Source organism: Pseudomonas sp. ES4 (assembly GCF_050586665.1).
Lineage (GTDB): Bacteria > Pseudomonadota > Gammaproteobacteria > Pseudomonadales > Pseudomonadaceae > Aquipseudomonas > Aquipseudomonas frederiksbergensis.
Window position 1 is genome coordinate 1 of sequence record NZ_JBOBDO010000058.1, and the last position, 1185, is coordinate 1185.

General features: G+C 64.4%; 1 pseudogene. It reads right to left on the reverse strand.

What is annotated here, in order from left to right:
* Positions 1–1185: pseudogene (locus ACQ4OB_RS27815) on the reverse strand (type IV secretion protein Rhs); the annotation flags it as partial.

Here is a 1185-nt window from a genome sequence, read left to right on the forward strand (position 1 = left end):
TCAGGCGGTTGAGCGGGTCGTAGTGGTAACTGCGTTGGCCGTGGCGGGTGTCGGCAATGTAGTCGAGGTTGCCGTTGGCGCTGTAGGCATAGTCGCGGCGATACAGCGCTTGGTGCTGTTGGCTGACCGCGTGGGCCTTCAAGCGGCCCTGATCGTCGTAGGCATATTCGCTGAGCAACTGCCCCTGCTGGCGTTGCTGTTCGCGGCCGAAGGCGAATTGGTGCTCGCTGAGCCGCGCGCCGTTGAGGTCGATCGCGGTCAGCGCGCCGCCCCGGGCGTGGTGGTAATCGAGTTTGCTGCCGTCCGGCAGGCGCAGGCGATTCAGTTGGCCGCAGGCGTCGTAGCCATAACGCAATGTGCCCCAGCCCTGATGCTCGGTGATCAAGCGGTCCTGCGGGTCGTATTCGAATTCCAGCGGATGGTCGTGGCCGTCGTCGACGCTGACCAGTCGGCCGAGGCGGTCGTAGCGGTATTCAACCTGGGTGCCGTCGGGCAGGGTTTTGACCCGCAGGCGTCCGGCCGAATCCCGCTGGTAAGCAGTCAGCCGCTGCGAGCCGTCGTCGCCGAACTCGGTTTTCTCCAGCAACTGGCCATTGAGGTCGTAGGCGTACGCCGTGCGTTGGCCGTCGAAGCCGGTTTCCTGTCGGATCAAGCCGTTGGGCGTGTAGTCCAGGCGATAGGTTTCGCCGGATTCGTTTTCGATTGCCGTGAGCAACAGCTGGGCGTTGTCGTAGCGGTACTGCAGCTGAGTGCCGTCGGGGTTAAGGCGGCGGCTGACCAGGTGCAGGTCGTCGAGGTATTCGTAGCGGGTGATGCGGCCCAGTTCATCGCGTTCGGCGGTGATCTTGCCGTAGGCGTTGTAGCTGAACGCGCGGCTGGCGCCGGTAGGCAATATGGTCTGGAGCAGTCGGCCCACGGCATCCCAGTGGTAGCGGGTGACGGCGCCATGTTCGTCCTGACGGGTAAGCTGCCGCCCCAGCGCGTCGTAGGAAAAGCGCCGCCGACCGCCGTCCGGCAAGGTCTCTTCGAGCAGTTGCCCCAGGGCGTTCCAGACGAACACGTGCCGGCTGGTGTCCGGGTAGCAGATCGACAGCAGTTGCCCTTTGTCGTCGTAGTAATAGTGGCTGACCTGGCCGTCGGGGTCGCTCGCTTCGGTGATGTCGCCCTGGGCGTTGCGCTGGTATT